The organism is Actinacidiphila sp. bgisy167 (genome assembly GCF_965342175.1).
Classification (GTDB): domain Bacteria; phylum Actinomycetota; class Actinomycetes; order Streptomycetales; family Streptomycetaceae; genus Actinacidiphila.
Map to the genome: position 1 here is coordinate 25,724 of NZ_CBDRBL010000003.1, position 23,261 is coordinate 48,984.

Annotated in this window: 1 protein-coding gene; it reads left to right on the forward strand. The window is 70.6% G+C overall.

Annotated features, from left to right (window positions below; genetic code table 11):
* The first annotated feature begins 46 nt into the window (after positions 1-46).
* Positions 47-23,224 carry a non-ribosomal peptide synthase/polyketide synthase gene (locus ACRWND_RS01825; RefSeq protein WP_431945103.1) on the forward strand — a complete coding sequence of 7,726 codons (23,178 nt, stop codon included), beginning with the start codon at positions 47-49 and terminating at the stop codon, positions 23,222-23,224.
* Positions 23,225-23,261: the final 37 nt, after the last annotated feature.

A 23,261-nucleotide genomic window follows, 5' to 3' on the forward strand; every position in this document is an offset into this window, starting at 1 on the left:
CGCACCTCACCTGTTCAGTCCGTCATCTGTCGTAGAGAGCACTCCGATGATTCCTCTGTCCTTCGCCCAGCAGCGGTTGTGGTTCCTCGGTGAACTGCAGGGACCCAACGGGATGTACAACATCCCGATCACTCTGCGGCTCACCGGTGACCTGAACCAGGAGGCCCTGCGCACGGCACTGGCGGACCTGATCGAGCGGCACGAGGCGCTCCGTACACTGATCGCGACGGTTGACGGCGTCCCCGAGCAGCGGATTCTCTCCCCCCACGACGCGGGCCTGCGGCTACCGGTGATCGATGTGGCGGAAGACGAGATCGCGCGGGTGGTGGCCGAGGAATCCGCCCGCCCGTTCGACCTCTCCCGCGAGATCCCCTTGCGGGCATGTCTTCTCGCGGTGGCGCCACGGGACCACGTACTGGTCCTGGTGACCCATCACATCGCGAGTGACGGCTGGTCCCTGGCGCCCTTGGCGCGGGACGTCTCCACCGCCTACACCGCCCGGTCGGGCGGCCATGCCCCCACCTGGGAACCTCTGCCGATCCAGTACGCCGACTACGCGCTCTGGCAACGTGAACTCCTCGGGGGCGAGGACGACCCGGCGAGCTTCCTTGAACAGGAACTGTCGTACTGGCGGGAGGCTCTGGCCGACCTGCCGGAGGAACTGCCCCTGCCGTTCGACCGGCCGCGTCCGGCCGCGCCGAGCCACCGCAACGGCAGCGCCGACCTCGGCATCCCCGCCGAGCTGCATCGGCGGCTTGCCGCCCTTGCCCGGGCCGAGGGCGTCACCATGTTCGCGGTGCTCCATGCCGCGCTCGCCACCACGCTCTCCCGTCTCGGCGCCGGCACCGACATCCCCATCGGCACTCCGGTAGCCGGGCGTACCGAAGTCGCGTTGAGCGACCTCGTCGGCTTCTTCGTGAACACCCTGGTGGTGCGCGCCGACCTGTCGGGACGCCCCTCCTTCCGCGAGGTGCTGGCCCGGGTGCACGAGCGGAATCTGGACGCGCTCACCCACCAGGAACTGCCCTTCGAGCGGCTGGTCGAGGACCTCGCGCCCGCTCGGTCGCTGGCCCGTCAGCCGTTGTTCCAGGTCATGCTGGCGTTGCAGGACAACGTCGAGCCGGCCCTCACGCTGCCCGGCCTCGATGTGACCGTGCTGGCGAGCAGGGAGGCGCCGGCCAGGGCCGACCTCGCCGTTTCCATCAGGGAAACCTTCGGCCCCGGCGGCGCCCCGACCGGTCTCATGGGTGGCATCGGTTACGCGGCGGACCTGTTCGACCACGCCACCGTACGGACGCTGGCCGAGCGGTTCGTCCGGGCACTGGACGCCGTGACCGACGACCCGGCACAGCCCGTCGACGCCATCGACCTGCTCAGCCCGGCCGAACGCCGGCAGGTCGTGGTCGAATGGAACGACACCGCGCACGACGTCCCCGCGGCAACACTGCCCGCACTGTTCGAGGCGCAGGTGCTTCACGCCCCCGCCGCGACGGCGGTGATGTCCGAGGGTGTCGAGATCTCCTACGCCGACCTCAACGCCCGCGCCAACCGGCTCGCCCGCCACCTGGCCGACCACGGCGTCGGCCCGGAATCCCTCGTCGGAGTGCATCTCGAGCGCTCCGCCGATCTGGTCGTCACCCTCCTGGCGGTGATGAAGGCCGGCGGCGCCTACCTCCCCATCGACCCCGACCACCCCGCCGACCGGATCGCGTACCTGCTCTCCGACGCCCGGCCCGCCCTCGTCGTCACCACCAGCGCTCTCCAGCCGCGTCTGCCCGCCGGTGACACGGTGCGGCACCTCGTCCTCGACGCCGCCGCCACGGCGTTCGCCCTCGACGGCCTGTCCTCGACCGACCTCGACGACCGTGACCGCCACGGTGCGCTGCTGCCCGCGCACCCGGCGTACGTCATCTACACCTCCGGCTCGACCGGACGGCCCAAGGGGGTCGCCGTACCGCATCAGGGGGTGGTCAACCGCCTGAAGTGGATGCAGCACCAGTACCCGATCGGAGCCTCGGATCGGGTACTGCAGAAGACCCCGTTCGGATTCGACGTGTCGGTCTGGGAGTTCTTCTGGCCCCTCCTCCAGGGCGCCGTCCTGGTCGTGGCCCGCCCCGGGGGACACCGCGACCCCGCCTACCTGGCCGCTCTGATCCAGACGCGGCAGGTCACCGTCAGCCATTTCGTTCCCTCCATGCTGAAGGCCTTCCTCACCGAGCCCTCGGCCTCCCGCTGCACCACGTTGCGCGCCGTCCTCTGCAGCGGCGAAGCCCTCACCCCCGAACTCCGCGACCGGTTTCTGCGCACGCTGAACACCCCGCTGCACAACCTCTACGGCCCCACCGAAGCCTCCATCGACGTCACCCACGCCTCGCATCTCACAGGTGACGACTCGACCGTCCCCATCGGCCGACCCGTGTGGAACAGCCACGCCTACGTCCTCGACTCCTCTTTGCGCCCCGTTCCCCCCGGCGTCCCCGGCGAGCTCTACCTCGCCGGCGTCCAACTGGCCCGCGGCTACCTCGAACGCCCCGGCCTCACCGCCGAACGCTTCGTCGCCAACCCCCACGGCCGGCTCGGCGAACGCATGTACCGCACGGGCGACCTCGTCCGCTGGACCACCGACGGACAGCTGGAGTACCTCGGCCGGACCGACGACCAGGTCAAGATCCGCGGCTTCCGCATCGAACCCGGCGAGATCGAAGCCGCCCTCACCTCCCACCCGGCCGTCGCCCAGGCCGCCGTCACCGTCCGCGAGGACCAGCCCGGCGACAAACGCCTCATCGGCTACGTCGTCCCGAAGACCGGCACCGACGGCACCCACGTCCGCAACCACGTCGCCGGCCTGCTGCCCGACCACATGGTGCCCTCGGCCGTGGTCGTCCTGGACGCCCTGCCCGTGACGGTGAACGGCAAGCTCGACCGGGCCGCCCTGCCCGCGCCCGGCTACAGCACGGGACACACCGGCCGAGGGCCGCGCACCGCCCGCGAGGAGATCCTGTGCGACGCCTTCGCCGAGATCCTCGGCCTGCCGCGCGTCGGGGTGGACGAGAATTTCTTCGACCTCGGGGGGCACTCGCTGCTGGCGGTGACGCTGGTGGAACGGCTGCGCGCGCGCGGCCTGTCGGTCGATGTGCGGTCCCTGTTCACCACGCCTACCGTGGCCGGTCTCGCGGCGACCACCGGCCGAGCCGAGGTGCAGGTTCCCCCGAACCGCATCCCGGCCGGTGCGCGGGTGCTCACGCCGGACATGCTTCCCCTGGTCGACCTCGACACGGGGCACATCGCGGAGATCACCGCTCGCGTCCCCGGCGGCGCCGCGAACGTGGCGGACGTGTACCCGCTCGCTCCACTCCAGGAAGGCATCCTCTTCCACCACCTCATGGGCGGCGAGGCCACGGATGACGTGTACGTGCTGCCCACCGTCCTTCGCTTCGCTTCCCGCGAGAGACTCGACGCGTTCGTGACCGCCCTGCAGAAAGTGGTGGACCGGCACGACAACTTGAGGACCGCGGTGCTCTGGGAAGGGCTGCCCGAGCCGGTGCAGGTGGTGCTCCGGCGCGCAGTGCTGCCGGTGCGGGAGGTCGTGCTGACCGGTGACGCCGACGTTCCGGCGGGCGACCACGAACTGGTCGCCCGGCTGCTGGCGGTGTGCCCCTCGTCGATGACCGTCAGCCGTGGTCCTCTGCTCCGTATGCACGTGGCCATGCAGCCCGGCAGCGACCAATGGCTCGCGCTGGTGCAGGTCCACCACCTGATCCAGGACCACACCGCGCTGGACGTCATTCTGAGCGAGGTGTACGCGTTCATCGACGGACGCGACGACGAACTGCCCGCGCCGTCGCCGTACCGCGACGTCGTCGCGCAGGCACGGGCTCAGGTGTCCCGGCAGGAGCACGAGACGTACTTCGGTCGCCTGCTCGGCGACGTCACGGAGCCGACCACCCCGTTCGGGCTGGTGGACGTCCACGGGGACGGCACGGGAGCCGCCGAGTACACCGCCCCTATGGATCCGCGACTGTCCGGGAGGCTCCGTGAGCAGGCACGTCGCCTCGGGGTGAGCCCCGCGACGTTGTTCCACGTCATATGGTCCCGCGTGCTGGCCGCGACCTCGGGCCGCGACGACGTGGTCTTCGGGACGATCCTGTTCGGCCGGATCGGCACGGGGGCCGAACGGGTCGTGGGTCTGTTCATCAACACCCTCCCGGTCCGTGTCAGCACCCGCGGCTCCAGCACACGCGACGTCGTGCGCGCCGTACAGGCCCAGCTTGCCGAGTTGTTGCTGCACGAGCACGCACCGCTCGCGTCGGCACAGCGGATGAGCGGGATACCCGGGGAAGCCCCGCTGTTCACCTCGCTCCTGAACTACCGTCACAGCAGGAAGGACTCCGCACAGGCACGTGCCGGGCTTCCGGGCGTGGAGGTGCTTTTCACCCAGGAGCGCACGAACTACCCCGTGGGAATGATCGTCAACGACACCGGCGACGAGTTCGTCCTCACGGCCCAGGTCGTCGCACCCGGGTCGCCCGACGTCCTGTGCGCCATGATGGAGACAGTCGGCGAAGGGGTGGTCGCGGCGCTGGAGACCGCACCGGATGCGCCGCTCGGCGACATCCCGGTGCTGACGGCCGACGAGCGCCGGCGTGTCCTGGTCGAGTGGAACGACACGGCGCGGGACGTGCCGGCGACGACGCTGCCCGAGCTGTTCCAGGCCCAGGTCGCCCGCACGCCCAGCGCGACAGCGGTGGTGTTCGGTGACACCGAACTGTCCTACGCCGAGCTCAACGGCCGCGCCAACCAGCTCGCCCGCCACCTCGTCGAGCACGGTGTCGGACCCGAACGACTGGTCGCCGTGGCACTCCCCCGCTCGATCGACCTCGTCGTCGCCATCCTGGCCGTGACGAAAGCCGGCGGCGCCTACCTGCCGATCGACCCCGCCTACCCCGCCGACCGGATCGCGTACCTGCTCACCGACGCCCGGCCCGCGCTCCTCATCGCCGACGGAGCAACGCGACAACTGGCCACAAGCGGCGACGTCGCACAGCTGTCCCTGGACGTTCCCCAGCTGCGACAAGCACTGTCGGTCCTCCCCGACCACGACCTGCAGGACGCCGAGCGACTCTGCCCTCTCCTGACCACCCACCCCGCCTACGTCATCTACACCTCCGGGTCGACCGGCCGCCCCAAGGGCGTCACTGTCACCCACCACGGCCTGTCGAGCCTGATCACCGCACAGGCCGAGGCATTCACCATCACGCCTGCCAGCCGCGTCCTGCAATTCGCCTCACCCAGCTTCGACGCCGCCCTCGCCGAGATCGCCGTCACCTTGTGCACCGGCGCCACCCTCGTCACCGCCGCTCGAGAGGACCTCCTCCCCGGCCCGGCACTGACCCGCCTGGTCGCCCACCAGAACGTCACCCACGCCACCCTCCCCCCTGCGGCCCTCCCCCACCTCACCCCCCACGAGCTCCCCCACCTCACCACCCTCATTACCGCAGGCGAAGCCCTCCCGGCCCACCAGGTCACCCCCTGGGCGGCCGACCGCAACTTCGTCAACGCCTACGGCCCCACCGAAACCACCGTCTGCGCCACAACCGCCCGGCTCGCTCCTCACACTGGCGCCGCCATCGGCGCCCCCATCGCCAACACCCGGGTGTTCGTGCTGGACGCGGCACTTCGGCCGGCGCCGGTCGGCGTGGCCGGGGAGCTGTACATCTCCGGCGCCGGGCTGGCCCGCGGTTACCTGAACCGCCCCGGCCTCACCGCCGAGCGCTTCGTCGCCAACCCCCACGGCGGGCCGGGCGACCGCATGTACCGCACCGGGGACCTGGCCCGCTGGAGCGCCGACGGGCAACTGGAATACCTCGGCCGCACCGACGACCAGGTCAAGATCCGCGGCTTCCGCATCGAACCCGGCGAAGTCGAAGCCGCCCTGGCCTCCCACCCGGCCGTCACCCAGGCCGCCGTCATCGTCCGCGAGGACCGCCCCGGCGACAAACGCCTCACCGCCTACGTCGTGCCCACCACCCCGGACGTGGACGCCGCCGCGATCCGCAGCCATGTCACCGACCTGCTGCCCGACCACATGGCGCCCTCGGCCGTGGTCGTCCTGGACGCGCTCCCGCTGAGCCTGAACGGCAAGCTCGACCGCAAGGCCCTTCCCGCGCTCGCGTACGGGACAACCGAGGCGATCCGGGAGCCGCGAACCCCGCAGGAACAGCTCCTGTGCCAGATGTTCGCCGACGTCCTCGGCCTGAAGGACGTCGGGGTGGACGACAACTTCTTCGACCTCGGCGGCCACTCCCTGCTGGCCACGCGCCTTGTCAGCCGCATCCGCACCACCCTTGGCCTGGAACTCCCGATCCGGGCCCTGTTCGAAACGCCCACCGCCGCCGGACTCGCGGGCCGTCTGACCGATGCCGGGACGGCGCGCCGGGGGCTGACCACCGGACCGCGCCCCCAGGTCGTCCCCCTGTCATTCGCCCAGCAACGGCTGTGGTTCCTCGGTGAGCTCGACGGACCCTCCGGCCTGTACAACATCCCCATAGCCCTCCGGCTCACCGGCGACCTCCGCCCCGAGGCCCTCCGCACCGCCATCCACGACGTCATCACCCGGCACGAAGTCCTCCGCACCGTCTTCCCGAGCGTCGACGGCTCGCCCAGCCAGCGCATCCTCGGCCCGGAGGCGATCGACCACCGGTTCCAACTGCCCGTGATCGACGTTCCCGAAGGTGACATCGTCCGGGCCGTCAGGGAGGAGGCCGCACGCGGCTTCGACCTCGGCCGCGACATCCCCCTACGGGCACGGCTGTTCGCGGTCACGCCGCAGGACCACGTCCTGGTCGTGATCCTCCACCACATCGCCGGCGACGGGTGGTCGCTCGCACCGCTGGCACGGGACATCTCCACCGCCTACACCGCCCGGGTGGACCACCGGATTCCCGCCTGGGAACCCCTCCCGGCCCAGTACGCCGACTACACACTCTGGCAGCGTGAGCTCCTCGGGGACGAGGACGACTCCGGGAGCCTCCACGGCACGCAGCTGACCTACTGGCGTGAGACGCTCGCCGGTCTGCCGGAAGAACTCGCCCTGCCCGCCGACCGTCCCCGGCCGACGGTGGCGTCCCACCGCGGGGCCACGGCCGACATCAGCGTCGACGCGAACCTGCACGCGCGGCTGACCGCGCTGGCCCACGCCGAGGGCGTCACCATGTTCATGGTGCTCAACGCCGCACTGGCGACACTGCTCTCCCGCTTGGGGGCGGGTACCGACATCCCCATCGGCACCCCGGTCGCCGGACGTACCGATGAGAGTCTGAACGACCTCGTCGGGTTCTTCGTCAACACCCTGGTGATCCGCACCGACGTATCGGGCGCGCTCTCATTCCGGGAGGTGCTTCGGCGCGTCCGCGAGCGGAGCCTGGGCGCCCTCGCCCACCAGGACGTACCGTTCGAACGCCTGGTGGAAGACCTCGCCCCCGCCCGCTCCATGGCCCGCCACCCGCTGTTCCAGGTCATGCTCGCCCTGCAGAACACCACCGAGCCGGCACTCGGCCTGCCCGGCCTGAGCAGCCGCCTCCTGCCCAACGGGGACCAGTCCGCCAAGTTCGACCTCGACGTCCAGCTCCGCGAGACCCACGCCGGCGGCCTCCCGGCAGGCCTGACCGGCACCGTCACCTACGCGGCCGACCTGTACGACCGCACCACCGTGGACACCTTCATCCATCGGCTCATACGAGTCCTCGACGCCGTGACCACGGACCCGGCACTTCCGGTCACCGGCATCGATCTCCTCAGCGAAACCGAACGCCGACAGGTACTCGTCGCGTGGAACGACACCGGCCGGGATGTGCCGCAGGCCACGCTGGCGGAGTTGTTCGAGGCCCAGGTGGCCCTCAGGCAGGACGCCATGGCGGTCGAGTTCGGCGACGTCGCGTTGTCCTACGCGGAACTGAACACGCGGGCGAACCGCCTGGCGCGGCTCATGGGCTACCGCGGCGTCAGGCCGCGGGACCGGGTGGCGGTGATGATGGACCGCTCGGCTGATCTTGTGGTGGCAGTGCTGGCGACAGTCAAGGCCGGGGCGGCGTACGTGCCGATCGACCCGACCTATCCGGCTGACCGGATCGCCTTCATGCTGGCGGACGCCCAGCCTGCCCTCCTGGTCACGCAACAGGCCCACGTCCGCGCGGACATCCGCGGGGAGCGCCTCGTGGTGGACGATCCCGCCACGACCGCCGAGTTGGAGGACCTCTGTCGGGAGGACCTTTCGGACACCGACCGGGGCGGGAGCCTGCCGGCCACCCACCCCGCGTACGTGATCTACACCTCCGGGTCGACGGGGCGTCCCAAGGGGGTGGTCGTACCGCAGCAGGCGGTCGTCCGTCTCGTTCGGCAGGCGAACTACGTCTCGTTGGGCACTGACGACGTGGTCGCTCAGGCGTCGTCGGTGTCGTTCGACGCGGCCACCTTCGAGATCTGGGGTGCGCTGGCCAACGGCGCCAGGCTGGTGGGCGTCGACCGGAATGCGCTGCTGTCGCCCGAACAGCTCGCCGCGCAGATCGAGCGCAGCGGGATCACCACCATGTTCGTCACCACCGCGCTGTTCAACCGCCTGGCGGCGGAGCCGCACGAGGGGCTCGGACGCCTGCGGCACCTGCTGTTCGGCGGCGAGGCAGTCGACCCCTTGAGCGTGCGGCGGGTCCTGGAGCTCGCCGCGCCGGAGCACCTGCTGCACGTGTACGGGCCGACGGAGACGACGACGTTCGCGACCTGGCAATTGGTGGAGCGGGTCGAGGACGGTTCCGTGCCGATCGGCAGAGCCGTCTCCGGCGACCGGCTGTACGTCCTGGACAACGCTCTGAAGCCGGTGCCGCCGGGGGTGGCCGGAGAATTGTATGTGTCGGGGGCCGGATTGGCCCTTGGATATGTCAACCGGCCGGCGCTGACCGCGGAACGGTTCGTCGCCAGCCCCTTCGATGGGCCGGGCGAGCGGATGTACCGCACCGGAGACCTGGTCCGGTGGACCGCTGACGGACGACTCGAGTATCTCGGCCGTACCGACGACCAGGTCAAGGTCCGCGGCTTCCGCATCGAGCCCGCCGAGATCGAGACCGCTCTGGCCTCCCACGCCGCCGTCGCCCAGGCCACCGTGGTCGTCCGCGAGGATCATCCCGGAGACAAGCGCCTCGTCGGCTACATCGTCCCGGGCGACAACCCGGACGGCGCCGACCTCGGCGGCGGGGCGGTCCGGGAGTACCTGTCCCGTCTGCTTCCCGACTACATGGTGCCCTCAGCGGTGGTCGTCCTGGACGCCCTCCCCCTCACGATGAACGGCAAGCTGGACCGGAAGGCGTTGCCCGCACCCGACTACACCGCCACGAGCCCGGGCCGGGAACCGCGGACCCCCCAGGAACAACTCCTCAGCCAGGCGTTCGCCGACGTCCTCGGCCTCCCCCACGTCGGGGTCGACGACGACTTCTTCGACCTCGGCGGCCACTCCCTGCTCGCCACCCGCCTCGTCAGCCGCATCCGCACCACCCTCGGGGCCGAGATCCCGATCCGTGCCCTGTTCGAGACCCCCACCGTCGCCGGAGTCGCCCAGCGTGTGACCGAATCCGAGACGGCAGGCCAGAGGCTGACCGCCGGGCCGCGCCCCGCGACGGTGCCGCTGTCCTTCGCCCAGCAACGCCTGTGGTTCCTCGACGAACTCGAGGGACCCTCCGGGCTCTACAACATCCCCATCGCCCTCCGTCTCACCGGCGACCTCGACCACGACGCCCTGCGGACCGCCCTCACCGACGTCATCGCCCGGCACGAGGCTCTGCGCACCGTCTTCCCCAGTGTCGAGGGCACGCCGGAACAGCACATCCTCAGCCCGGACGCGATCGACCTCCGGCTGCTCGCGGTCGAGGCATCAGAAGGCGAGCTCGAGCAGGCGGTGGCCGACGAGTCCCACCGCCCCTTCGACCTGGCTCACCACATCCCGCTGCGAGCACGGCTGTTCGCGGTGACGCAGCGAGAGCACGTCCTCGTCCTGGTCCTCCACCACATCGCCGGTGACGGCTGGTCACTTGCCCCCCTGGCGCGGGACGTCGCCACCGCGTACGCAGCACGGTCGGGCGGCGACGCCCCGGACTGGGAACCGCTCCCGGTCCAGTACGCCGACTACACCCTCTGGCAGCGCCGCCTCCTGGGAGACCCCGACGACCCCGAAAGCCCGCACAGTGCGCAACTCGCCTACTGGCGAGAGGCACTGGCCGATCTGCCGGAGGAGCTCGTCCTGCCGGCTGACCGCCCACGGCCCCCCGTGGCAACCCACCGGGGCGGCACCGCGCACCTGCGCATCGCCGCCGACCTGCACCAGCGGCTCAGCGCCCTGGCGCGCGCCGAAGGCGTCACCATGTTCATGGTGCTCAACGCCGCACTGGCGACACTGCTGTCCCGTCTCGGCGCGGGCACGGACATCCCCATCGGTACGTCCGTGGCCGGCCGCACCGACGAGAATCTGGACAAGCTTGTCGGGTTCTTCGTGAACACCCTGGTCATCCGCACCGACGTGTCGGGAAACCCGTCGTTCCGGGAGATGCTGCGCCGCGTCCGCGATCGGAGCCTGGGCGCCCTCGCCCACCAAGACGTGCCGTTCGAACGCCTGGTGGAAGACCTCGCCCCCACCCGGTCCATGGCCCGCCACCCGCTGTTCCAGGTCATGCTGGGCCTGCAGAACACCGCATCGCCCGCCCTCGACCTGCCGGGACTCGCCACGGACCTGCTGCCGACCGGCGACCAGCCCGCCAAGTTCGACCTCGACGTCCAGCTCCAGGAGTCCTTCGCCCCCCACGGCCGGCCGAACGGCCTGAGCGGCGTCATCACCTACGCGACCGATGTGTTCGACCACACCACGGTCGTCACTCTCATCGAACGGCTCGTCCGGCTCCTCGAGGCCGTGGCTGCCGACGCCGCCCGTCCCGTCACCGGCATCGACCTGCTCAGCCCGGCCGAACGTCGCCAGGTCCTCGTGGAGTGGAACGACACGGCCCACGAGGTGCCGGCGTCAACGCTTCCCGAGTTGTTCCAGGCGCAGGTGGCCCGGACACCGGACGCCACGGCCGTCGTTTTCGAGGACAGCGAGGTGTCCTACGCCGATCTCAACGCACGCGCCAACCAGCTCGCCCGCCTCCTGGTCACACACGGCGCCGGCCCCGAACGGCTCATCGCCCTGGCACTCCCCCGCTCGACCGACCTGATCGTCACGATTCTGGCCGTACTGAAAACAGGCGGCGCCTACCTCCCCGTCGACCCCGACCACCCCGCCGACCGGATCGCCCACCTGCTCACCGACGCACGGCCGGAGCTTGTGGTCACCACGGAAGCCGTCAACCCGGACGGGAACGTCCCCCGGCTCGTCCTCGACGACCCGCACACGGCAGGCGTCCTCGACGACCTGCCCGACGGCGACCTCGACGACGTCGAGCGGCACGGCGTGCTGCTGCCCGAACACCCGGCGTACGTCATCCACACCTCCGGCTCCACGGGACGGCCCAAGGGCGTGACCATCACCCACCAGGGCGTGGTCAACTACATCGCCCGCACCTGGCACGCCTATCCCCATCTCGGGGGCAGCACTCTGCTCCACGCGTCCATAGCCTTCGACCTCGGCGCCACGGCGCTGTACGGCGCGCTCACCAGCGGCGGACGACTCCACATCGCCACCTGGGACGAAACGCTCCCCGCCACCCTCGCCGGCCACGAGATCACCTTCCTCAAGGCCACCCCCAGCCACCTGGCGTTCCTCCAGACTCTCCCCGGCAACTGGGCGCCCACCGGGCAGCTCATGCTCGGCGGAGAACCCCTGCGCGCGGCGCAACTCCAGCAGTGGCATCGTGATCACCCGGACGTGCCCGTCGTCAACCACTACGGACCGACGGAGACCACCGTCGGGATCACCGACCACCCCGTGATCGCCGCCGGCGACACCGGGCAGGGGATCACGCCCATCGGCCGCCCGATGTGGAACACCCAAACCTATGTCCTCGACCCGGCCCTGCGGCCGGTTCCCCCCGGCACCCCCGGCGAGCTGTACGTCGCCGGCGCCCAACTCGCCCGCGGATACCTCCACCGCCCCGCCCTCACCGCCGAGCGCTTCGTCGCCAACCCCTACGGCCCGTCCGGCCAGCGCATGTACCGCACCGGCGACCTCGCTCGCTGGACCAGCGACGGCCGGCTCGAATACCTCGGCCGCACTGACGACCAGATCAAGGTCCGCGGCTTCCGCATCGAACCCGGAGAGATCGAGGCCGCCCTCGCCTCCCACCCCGCGGCCGTGCAGGCCGCCGTGGTCGTCCGCGAGGACCGCCCCGGAGACAAACGCCTCATCGGCTACATCGTCCCGGCAACGGACGTGGACGGCGCCGCCGTCCGCGCCCACGTCGCGGGTCTGCTGCCCGACTACATGGTGCCGTCGGCAGTCGTGGTCCTGGACGCGCTCCCGCTCAACGCCAACGGGAAGCTCGACCGCCGTGCCCTCCCCGCGCCCGCCTACGAGACGACCGGGGGAAGCCGGGAACCACGGACTCTCCAGGAAGAACTCCTGTGCCAGGTGTTCGCGAGCATCCTCGGCCTGCCGCACGTCGGGGTGGACGACGACTTCTTCGACCTCGGCGGCCACTCACTGCTCGCCGTACGGCTGGTCAGCCGCGTCCGCACGGTGCTCGGGGCGGAGGTCCCCATTCGGGCCCTGTTCGAGAGCCCCACGGTCGCCGGGCTCGCGGCCAGGCTGGGGAACATGGGTGAGGGACGGCCCCGGGTCACGCCCAGGCCGCGGCCGGACGTCCTGCCGCCGTCCTTCGCCCAGACGCGGCTGTGGCTGGTGCGTGAGCTGGAAGGCGGAAACGCCAACTACAACATCCCGGTGGCCCTGCGGCTGACCGGAGACCTGGACATCGAGGCGACACGCGCCGCCCTGCACGATGTCCTCGTCCGGCACGAAGTGCTGCGAACCGTTTTCCCGGCCCCCGACGGCGCGCCGCAGCAGTCGGTTCTCCCGTCGGAGTCCGTGTCCTTCGGCATCCCGCTCATCGACGTATCCGAGGCGGACCTGCGCGCGGAGATGGCGCGGGTGTCGCGCTCCGCGTTCGAACTGCGCACCGACATCCCGCTGCACGCCTGGCTCTTCAGGCTGGGCCCGCGGGAGCACGTGCTGGTGATCGTGGTGCACCACATCGCCGCCGACGCGTGGTCACTGGTCCCTCTGGCAAGGGACGTGTCGGCCGCCTACACGGCCCGGGCCCAGGGCAGGCCGCCCGTGTGGGAACCGCTGCCGGTCCAGTACGCCGACTACTCCCTGTGGCAGCGTGAGCTCCTCGGAGACCCGGAAGACCCCGCGAGCCTCCACCACACCCAACTCGCCTACTGGCGGGAGAGGCTGGCCGGGCTGCCGGAAGAGCTCGCCCTGCCCGCCGACCGCCCCCGGCCCCGGACGGCCACCCACCGGGGCGACACCTCCGGCCTGCACATCGGCCCCGGCCTGCACCAGCGGCTGACCGCCCTGGCGCGCGCCGAAGGCGTCACCATGTTCATGGTGCTCAACGCCGCCCTCGCGACACTGTTCTCCCGCCTCGGCGCGGGCACCGACATCCCCATCGGCACCCCCGTCGCCGGACGTACCGACGAAAACCTCGACCAGCTCGTCGGCTTCTTCGTCAACACCCTGGTCATCCGCACCGACCTGTCCGGCGACCCCACCTTCCGCGACCTGCTCCACCGCGTCCGCGACGAGAGCCTGGGCGCCCTCGCACACCAGGACCTGCCGTTCGAACGGCTGGTGGAGGACCTCGCCCCCGCCCGGTCCTCGGCGCGCCACCCCCTCTTCCAGACCATGCTCGTGTTGCAGAACGTCGCGCCCGCCACGCTCGACCTGCCCGGACTGGACATCGAGAGACTCGACGTCGGCGACAACCCGGTCTTCGACCTGTCCTTCGTCCTGGGAGAGGAGTTCGACGCCGAGGGCGGCGCCGAGGGCGTGAACGGAATCGTCACGTTCGCCGCCGATCTTTTCGACCGCCCAACCGTCGACATGCTCGTCGACCGGCTTGTCGAGCTGCTGGACGCGGTAACGGCCGACCCGGACCTTCCGGTGGGCCGCCTTGATGTGCTGGGTGCCGATGAGCGCCGGCGTGTCCTGGTGGAGTGGAACGACACCGCCCGCGACCTGCCTGCGGCGACGCTGCCCGAGCTGTTCGAGACCCAGGCCACCCGCACCCCGGACGCGACCGCCGTCGTGTTCGGCGACACCGAACTCTCCTACGCCGACCTCAACGCCCGCGCCAACCTCCTCGCCCGCCACCTGGTACAGCAGGGCGCCGGACCCGAGCAACTGGTCGCCCTGGCACTCCCCCGCTCCACCGACCTCATCGTCGCCATCCTGGCCGTCGCCAAAGCCGGCGCCGCCTACCTGCCGATCGATCCCGCGTACCCTGCCGACCGGATCGCCTACCTCCTCACCGACGGCCGGCCGGCACTCGTCATCACCAGCGAAGCGGCGCGGGGGAAACTGACCGCGGCCGACGTCGCACAGCTCTCCTTGGACGACCCCCGACTGCGACAGGCCCTGTCCGGCCTCCCCGACCAGGACCTGCCGGACAGCGAACGACGCGCTCCCCTGCGCACCGCCCACCCCGCTTACGTCATCTACACCTCCGGCTCCACCGGCCGTCCCAAGGGCGTCACCGTCACCCACCACGGCCTGTCGAGCCTGATCACCGCGCAAGCCGAGAAGTTCGCGATCACCACCGCGAGCCGCGTCCTGCAGTTCGCCTCACCCAGCTTCGACGCCGCTCTCGCCGAGATCGCGGTGACATTGTGTAGCGGTGCCTGCCTTGTCCTGGCGGCTCAGGAGGACTTGGCGGGCGGGCCTGAGATGACCCGCCTGATCACCGCCGGCGGGGTGACTCATGTGACCCTGCCGCCGGTCGTCCTGGCCGAGCTCGCGCCGGACAGCCTGCCCACGGTGACGACGCTGGTGACCGCCGGCGAGTCGCTGCGGCCGGATCTGGTCGGCCGCTGGGCGGCGGGGCGGCGTCTGGTCAACGCCTACGGCCCGACGGAGTCGACGGTCTGCACGACGATGGGGGTGCTGAGCGCCGACAGCGCGGTCCCGTACATCGGGCAGCCGATCGCCGACACCCAGGTGTTCGTGCTCGACGTCGCGCTTCGGCCAGTTCCGATCGGGGTGGCCGGGGAGCTGTATGTCTCCGGGGCGGGTCTGGCCCGGGGATACCTCGGCCGGCCCGCGCTGACCGCGGAGCGGTTCGTCGCCAACCCGTACAGCAGGGCGGGCGATCGGATGTATCGGACCGGGGACCTGGCCCGGTGGACCGCCGACGGGCAACTGGAATACCTCGGCCGTACCGACGACCAGGTCAAGATCCGCGGCTTCCGCATAGAGCCCGGCGAAGTCGAAGCCGCCCTGGTCTCCCACCCGGCTGTCGCCCAGGCCGCCGTCGTCGTCCGCGAGGACCAGCCCGGCGACAAACGCCTCACCGCCTACGTCGTGCCCACCACCCCGGACGTTGACGCCGCCGCGATCCGCAGCCATGTCACCGCCCTGCTGCCCGACCACATGGTGCCGGCGGCGGTCGTCGAACTGGACGCGCTCCCGCTGACGGTGAACCGCAAGCTGGACCGCAAGGCCCTTCCCGCACCCGACTACGCTGCCGGTGCCAGCGGCCGGGGTTCGGCGAACGCCCAGGAGGAGATCCTGTGCGCGGTCTTCGCCGACGTGCTTGCCGTGCCGTCGGTCGGGGTCGACGACGACTTCTTCGACCGCGGCGGCCACTCCCTGCTCGCGACACGGCTCGTCAGCCGCATCCGGTCGGCGTTCGGCGCGGAAGTCCCGATCCGGACCCTGTTCGAGGCCCCCACCCCCGCCGCCCTCGCCGCCCGGCTGACCACCTCCGGCACGTCCCGGCCCCGACTGGCATCGGCGCAGCGACCGGAGCTGGTGCCGCTGTCGTTCGCCCAGCAGCGCCTCTGGTTCCTGGGCGAGTTGGAAGGTCCGTCCCCGACCTACAACATCCCGATGGCGCTGCGGCTGACCGGCGCCCTCGACACCGATGCCCTGCACGCCGCGCTGCGCGACGTCGTGGGTCGGCACGAGGTCCTGCGCACGGTGATCACCGCGGTCGACGGCCGGCCCCACCAGCGACTCGTGGGTGCCGACGCCGTCGGCGACCTGCTCACGGTCCTCGACGCCCGACGCCTCCCGCAGACCGAGCTCACCCGCCTGGTGGGCGAAGCAACGCAGCACCGCTTCGACCTTGGAGGCGAACTCCCTCTACGAGCACGACTGTTCCGGACCAGTCGGCACGAGCACCTGCTCGTCGTGGTGATGCACCACATCGCCGGAGACGGCTGGTCCCTGGGACCGCTGGCCCACGACGTGTCGACCGCCTACACCGCCCGCGCCAACGGCCAGGCGCCGGCCTGGAAACCGCTCCTCGTCCAGTACGCCGACTACAGCCTGTGGCAGCGGGAGCTGCTGGGCGCCGCGTCCGATTCCGCCAGCCTGCTGTCGGAGCAGTTGGCCTACTGGCGTAAGGCACTGGACGGGGCGCCGGAGGAACTGGCACTACCGGTCGACCGACCGCGTCCACCGCTGGCCACCCACCGAGGCGGCACCGTCGACCTCCACATCGACGCCGAAGTCCACCAGGCAGTCGTGAACCTGGCCCGAGCACACGGCGTGACCGTGTTCATGGTGATGCAGGCAGCACTGGCGGTCCTGCTCAACCGCCTCGGCGCCGGCGACGACATCCCTATCGGCACCCCCGTCGCCGGACGCACCGACGAAGCGCTCGACGACCTCGTCGGTTTCTTCGTCAACACCCTCGTCCTGCGCTCCGACCTGTCCGGGAACCCGGACTTCACCCAACTCCTGCAACGCACCCGCGAGCGCGCACTCCATGCCTACGCACACCAGGACGTCCCGTTCGAACGCCTGGTGGAAGAGCTCTCGCCCGCCCGGTCCATGGCACGCCACCCCCTGTTCCAGGTCATGCTCACCCTCCAGAACACCGGACAGGCCCAGCTCGACCTGCCCGGCCTGACCGTCGACGCACTGCCCACCGGCAACGGTCCCGCCAAATTCGACCTGGACCTCCAACTCCGCGAACGCCACACCCACGACGGAACCCCCGCAGGCCTGCACGGCGCGCTCACCTACGCCACCGACCTCTTCGACCACGACACGGCCGCCCGTGTCTGCGAACGATTCAACCGCGTGCTGGAAACCGTGACCGCCGATCCGTCAGTGCCGGTCAACCGCATGGACGTGCTCGGCGCCACCGAGCGGAACCGCATCCTGCTGGAGTGGAACGACACCGCCCGCGACGTTCCCCTCGCGACCCTTCCCGAGCTGTTCCAGGCCCAGGCCGCCCGCGCCCCGGACGCCACCGCGGTCGTGTTCGAGGACACCGAACTGTCCTACTCCGCACTTAACGCCCGTGCCAACCGACTCGCACGCCTCCTCATCGACCGAGGCGTACGGCCTGAGGACATCGTCGCTCTGGCACTGCCGCGGTCGATCGACCTCATCGTCGCCATCCTGGCGGTGATGAAGGCCGGTGGCGCCTATCTGCCGATCGATCCCCGTCATCCCGCGGATCGGATCGCCTACGTGCTCGCCGACGCCCGACCGGCCGTCCTCGTCACCGGCGCAGCCGCGCAGGACGAACGGGCACTCAGCGATCTGGTGTGCCTGTCGCTGGAGGATGCGCAGCTGCGGGACACCCTGGCGGCCTACCCCGCCCACGACGTGATCGACGCCGAACGTCACGGTCCGCTCCGGACCGGCAACCTCGCGTACGTCATCTACACCTCTGGCTCCACGGGCAGTCCCAAGGGTGTCCTGGTCACACACCGAGGTGTGCCGAACCTCGCCGCCGATCACATCGAGCGCCTCGAGATCGGACCGGAGAGCCGGCTGCTCCAGTTCGCCTCACCCAGTTTCGACGCCTCGGTGGCCGACATGTGGCCGGCGTGGCTGGCGGGTGCGGCAGTGGTGCTGGCTCCCGCTGACCAGATGGTCCCCGGTGCGCCGTTGGCGAGGCTGGCCGCGCGGCAGCGCGTCACGCATGTGACCCTGCCCCCCGCAACGCTGCCCCTGCTCGCCTCGGCGGGCGGTCTCCCGGAGGGGACGACTCTGGCCGTCGCCGGAGACGTGTGCCCGCCGGAGACCGCGGAGCGGTGGGCGCGCGGCCGGCGCATGCTGAATGTCTACGGGCCGACAGAGGCAACGGTCGCCTCGCTGGCCAGCGCCCCCTTGTCCGGGTCCGGTACTCCGCCCATCGGCGCACCCTTGTGGAACATGCGCGCTTACGTGCTTGACTCCGCTCTGCGACCGGTACCCCCCGGCGTCGCCGGCGAGTTGTATCTGGCCGGCGTGCAGCTGGCCCGGGGATATCTCGACCGGCCCGGCCTGACCGCGGAGCGCTTCGTCGCCAACCCCTATGGCACCGCGGGCGAGCGGATGTACCGCACCGGCGACCTCGCCCGCTGGACCGCCGACGGGCAAGTGCAGTACCTCGGCCGCACCGACGACCAGGTCAAGATCCGCGGCTTCCGCATCGAACCCGGCGAGATCGAAACCGCGCTCCTCACCCACCCAGCCGTGAGCCAAGCCGCCGTCGTCGTCCGCGAGGACCAGCCCGGCGACAAACGCCTGGTCGGCTATGTCGTCCCCACCACGTCGGACCTGGACAGCGCCGCGGTGCGCGCCCACGTCGCCACCCTGCTGCCCGACTACATGGTCCCGTCGGCGATCGTCGAGCTGGACGCGCTCCCGCTCACGGCGAACCGCAAACTCGACCGCAAAGCCCTGCCCGCCCCCAGCTACGCCGCCGGAGCCAGTGTCACCGGCCGGGGTCCGGCGAACGTGCAGGAGGAGCTCCTGTGCGCGGTCTTCGCCGACGTCCTCAACCTGCCGTCCGTCGGAGTCGACGACAACTTCTTCGAACTGGGCGGGCACTCCCTGCTCGCGGTGGCACTGGTGGAGAGGGCGCGTGAGCGAGGCATCACCGTGGATGTCCGCTCGCTGTTCGTCAACCCGACGGTGGCGGAACTGGCAGCGGCCGCCCCGCGGACGGGCCGGCAGGTGGCCGTCCCACCGAACGGCATCCCTGCCGACGCCACGGCGATCACGCCGGAGATGGTGACGCTGGTCGACCTCACCCGCGAGGAGATCGACCGGATCGTCGCCGCCGTTCCGGGAGGGGCGGTCAACATCGCCGACATCTACCCGCTGGCCCCGTTGCAGGAGGGCATCTTCTTCCACTCCCTGATGGAGGACGGGAACGTCGGCGACCCCTACGTCCTGCCGATCGTGCTGGGCTTCGACTCCCGGACACGGGTGGAGGCGTTCCTCTCCGCGGTGCAACGGGTCGTCGACCGGCATGACATCCTGCGGACCTCCTTCGTCTGGGAGGGACTGCGCGAGCCCGTCCAGGTGGTGGCGCGCCAGGCACTGCTCACCGTGCGGGAGGTGGACCTCCCCGCAGGCACGGGTCATGGCAGCTCGGACACGGCGGACAGGCTCCTCGCCGCGTGCCCGCCGCGCATGGACCTCTCCCGAGGCCCGTTGCTGCACGCCCATGTGGCACGGCAACCTGGTGGGGACCACTGGACGGTGGTCCTGCAGGTCCATCACCTCATCCAGGACCACACCGCGTTGGACGTGGTCATGGCCGAGGTGGCCGCCTTCCTCGACGGGCGGCAGGACGCCCTGCCCGAGCCGCTGCCCTTCCGGGAGTTCGTCGGCCAGGCCGCCACGGGAGTGTCCCCCCGGCAGCACGAGTCGTTCTTCGCTGCGCTGCTCGGCGACGTGAGCGAGCCGACCGCGCCCTACGGCGTGCTGGACGTCCTCGGAGACGGCCGTGACGTGGCCGAGGCGCGCATGCCACTGGACTCGGGCCTCGCGGCGAGGCTGCGTGAGCAGGCGCGGCACCTGGGTGTCAGCCCGGCGACGCTGTTCCACGTCGCGTGGGCGCGCGTCGTGTCAGCCACCTCCGGCCGTGACGACGTGGTGTTCGGCACCGTGCTGTTCGGCCGGATGAACGCCGGAACCGGCGCTGACCGGGTGCCGGGATTGTTCATGAACACCCTTCCCGTCCGGGTGAATGCGAACGCCGGGGCCGTGCTTGACGCGGTGCGGGGGATGCAGCGGCAGCTCGCGGAGCTGCTGGTGCACGAGCACGCCCCCTTGACGGTGGCGCAGCAGGCCAGTGCGGTCCCCGCTCGGACACCGCTGTTCACCTCGCTGTTCAACTACCGCCACAGCGCGGCTGCCGCCGCCGGCGCCGGGCTGGACGGAGTCGAACTGCTCCAGGCACACGAGCGCACCAACTACCCTGTCACGGTCAGCGTCGATGACACCGGTGAGGGCTTTGCCGTGAAGGCTCAGACGGTGTCACCGATCGAGCCCCTCGCCCTTGCCTCCATGGTGATCACGGCAGCCGAGGCCATCGTTTCCGCGCTGGAGAAGGCACCGTCGACCGCACTCAACCAGGTCGTGGTGCTGGAGAACGTCGAGCGGGAGCGGATCCTCCTCGAGGGGAACGGCACTGCCCGCCAGGTTCCTCCCGCCACGCTTCCCGAGTTGTTCCAGTCGCAGGCGGCCCGGACCCCGGACGCGACCGCCGTGGTGTTCGAGGGCCTCCGGCTCTCCTACGCGGAGCTGAACGCGCAGGCCAACCGGCTGGCACGACTGCTGGTGGCACGCGGCGCGGGTCCCGAGCAGCGGGTGGCAGTCATGATGGACCGCTCCCCGGATCTCGTCGTCACCCTGCTCGCCGTGCTCAAGACCGGCGCAGCATACGTGCCGGTCGACCCCGAGTACCCGGCCGAGCGGGTGGCCTACGTGCTGCGGGACGCCAAACCCACCCTGGCGGTCACCACCCGCCACATCGACAGCGCTCTACCCGAAGCCGTGGCGCGGGTGATGCTGGACGACCCCACGACCCTGACCCAGCTCAAAAGGTCAACAGGCACGGACCTCTCCGACACCGACCACACCACAACCCTGCTGCCCGCCCACCCCGCTTACATCATCTACACCTCCGGCTCCACCGGACGACCCAAGGGCGTGACCGTCCCCCACACCGGTGTCGTCAACCGGCTCACCTGGATGCAGGACGCCTACCGCCTCACCCCGCACGACCGCGTCATACAGAAGACACCGTTCGGATTCGACGTATCGGTCTGGGAGTTCTTCTGGCCCCTGCTCGAAGGCGCCACCCTCGTCATGGCCCGCCCCGGCGGACACCGCGACCCCGAATACCTGACCGAGCTCATCCAGCGCGAACACGTGACCATCGCCCACTTCGTCCCCTCGATGCTCCAGGTCTTCGTCACCGCGGCCGAGACGGCACAATGGACGACGCCGTCCCTGCGCGCCGTCATGGCCAGCGGCGAAGCCCTGACCGCCGACCTGCGGGACCACTTCACGAAGGCGTTCGACATCCCCCTGCACAACCTGTACGGGCCCACCGAGGCATCCATCGACGTCACCGCCTACACCTGCGAACCCGATACCGACACCAGCGGTGCCGTACCCATCGGCCGCCCCATCTGGAACACCCAGGCCTACGTGCTCGACGCCGCACTGCAACCGGTACCGCCCGGCGTCGCCGGAGAGCTCTACCTCGCCGGGACCCAACTCGCCCGGGGATACCACGACCGGCCCGCACTGACCGCAGAACGCTTCGTCGCCACCCCCCACGGCGAACCCGGCGAACGCATGTACCGCACCGGCGACCTCGCCCGCTGGAACACCAACGGACAACTCGAATACCTCGGCCGCACCGACGACCAGGTAAAGATCCGCGGCTTCCGCATCGAACCCGGCGAGATCGAAACCGCACTCCTCACCCACCCAGCCGTGAGCCAAGCCGCCGTCATCGTCCGCGAAGACCAACCCGGCCACAAACACCTGGTCGGCTACGTCGTCCCGGCGAGCGGTCCGGACGGCGGTGTCGACTTCACGGAACTCCGTGCGGGTCTGTCCGCCATGTTGCCGGAGTACATGGTCCCGTCCGCGATCGTCGTCCTGGACACCCTGCCGCTGACCGTGAACGGCAAGCTCGACCGCACGGCACTGCCGGCACCGGACCACACCACCGGGCACACGGGCCGGCAACCGCGAACCACCGACGAGAACGTGCTCCGCGAGATATTCGCCGACGTCCTCGGCCTCGGCCTTCCCGCGGTCGGGGTGGATGACAACTTCTTCGACCTTGGTGGGCACTCGCTGCTCGCCGTGCGGCTGCTGGGTGAGATCCGCAACGCCACCGGCTCGCATCTGTCGCTCATGAGCGTGTTCCAGAACCCGACCGTGGCGGGCCTGGCATCGATACTCGGCACCGGCACCGGCACCGGGGAGGACCTCTTCCAGCCGGTGATCGCGCTACGCGGGCACGGCGACCGGCCGCCGCTGTTCTGCCTTCCCCCTGCCAGCGGTTTCGGCCTGTCCTACATCGGTCTGGTGCGGCACCTGGACACCGGCCAGCCCGTGTACGGACTGCAGGCTCCGGGCGTCACCCGAGCGCAGGCTGTCCCGTCCGACCTCAACGCGCTGGTCACCTGGTACGTGGACCACATCACGAGCGTCCAGCCGAGCGGCCCCTACCACCTGCTCGGCTGGTCCATGGGCGGCAACCTCGCGCATGCCGTCGCGGTACGGCTCCAGCAGACCGGGCAGGAGGTGGCCCTGCTGGCCATGATGGACGCCTATCCACCGGACATCGACGCGCCGCACGAGGATGCCGACGACCACACCGTCATGCTCCAACTGCTGCTTGCCCTCGGGAGCACGCTGGACACACGGGAGCACCCGCTCACCGTGCCCGAGACGCTGGAGATCATCAGGGAGGAATTCGCCGGTTTGGAGGAGCTCACCGAGGACCACCTCCGAGGGGTCATGCAGAACACCCGGGACAACTGGCGGATGGTCCGGGGCACTCCACCGGGACGATTCGCCGGCGACATGCTCCATTTCCCCGCGACCGAGAGCGGGTTCTCGCAAGAAGAGGTTCTCCAGCAGTGGGCACCCCACTTCACCGGGCGCCTGCAGATCCATCCCGTCGCTTCCTCACACAACGACATGACCCGGCCCGAGCCCCTGCGTCAGGTGGCGACGGCACTGGCCGCCGTCTTGGCGAGACGTTCGCAATGACGTCGGGGGCCCACGCGCGATCTCGCGCGTGGGCCCC

Bases quoted from the DNA above. Each gene is read 5' to 3' on its own strand.
- ACRWND_RS01825 (WP_431945103.1), top strand. From the start codon at position 47: ATGATTCCTCTGTCCTTCGCCCAGCAGCGGTTGTGGTTCCTCGGTGAA.